The following is a 751-nucleotide window of genomic DNA, read 5'->3' on the forward strand; positions in this document are numbered from 1 at the left end:
AGCAGTGATCAACTTCGTAGCCTCTGGACGCCTTGGGCAGCTCTGACACTCGCCACACCACGAGCACTCGGGCGAACTGCAACTCCGAACATGAACCAGGGCGCCTCCCGGTGGGAAGCGCCCTGGTCCTCGCTGAGCCGCCTAAGGGAATCGAACCCTTGACCTACGCATTACGAGTGCGTCGCTCTGGCCGACTGAGCTAAGGCGGCGAGGCGTGACAAGTGTAGCGGGCGGACGGCCAGGTTCCGAACAGGTATCCCCCAAGGCCCTGAGCTGCGAAAACGGGCGGGAGCGTCACCCTTTGGGCACGTCGGTCGTTGAGCACGGCGTGGTGCTCTGCATCACACCGCCCTGCGAGGAGGACACCCGCCGATGCGTGCCCGCCGATTACCGATGGCCGTCGCCCTGCCGACAGCGGCGTTGCTGACAGCGCTGTGCGCGGCGCCGGCGCTCGCGGCCCCGCCGACGACACCGGTGCCGACGCCGGTGGACCCGAGCCAGCCGCCGTTCACGAACCCGAACCCGACGCCGCAACCGGGGCCGATCATCGGGGACGCGGGGGCGGGTCTCGGGCTGGTGCGGGTGTTGCCGGGGTCGGTGCAGACGGACGCGCCGGGGTTGACGGACGAGCAGGAGAAGAAGCTGCCGAAGCAGGCGGCGGGCGAGTTCGGCGTGGGGTTGGCGATCGCGCAGGGGAACTCGCACGCGGTCTACGCGCACGACCGGGCGATCGCGGAGTCCTCGCCGTTCG

At 69.6% G+C, this 751-nt stretch carries 1 tRNA gene and 1 pseudogene; one reads left to right on the plus strand and one right to left on the minus strand.

Annotated features, from left to right (window positions below):
- Positions 1 to 135 precede the first annotated feature (135 nt).
- A tRNA-Thr gene (locus CCN37_RS37670) sits at positions 136 to 209 on the minus strand.
- A 163-nt stretch (positions 210 to 372) separates the two neighbouring features.
- Between CCN37_RS37670 and CCN37_RS37675 the strand changes: the two are divergent.
- Positions 373 to 751: pseudogene (locus tag CCN37_RS37675) on the plus strand (hypothetical protein); the annotation flags it as partial.

Source organism: Allokutzneria sp. NRRL B-24872, from assembly GCF_002155965.1.
In the GTDB taxonomy this organism is placed as follows: domain Bacteria; phylum Actinomycetota; class Actinomycetes; order Mycobacteriales; family Pseudonocardiaceae; genus Allokutzneria.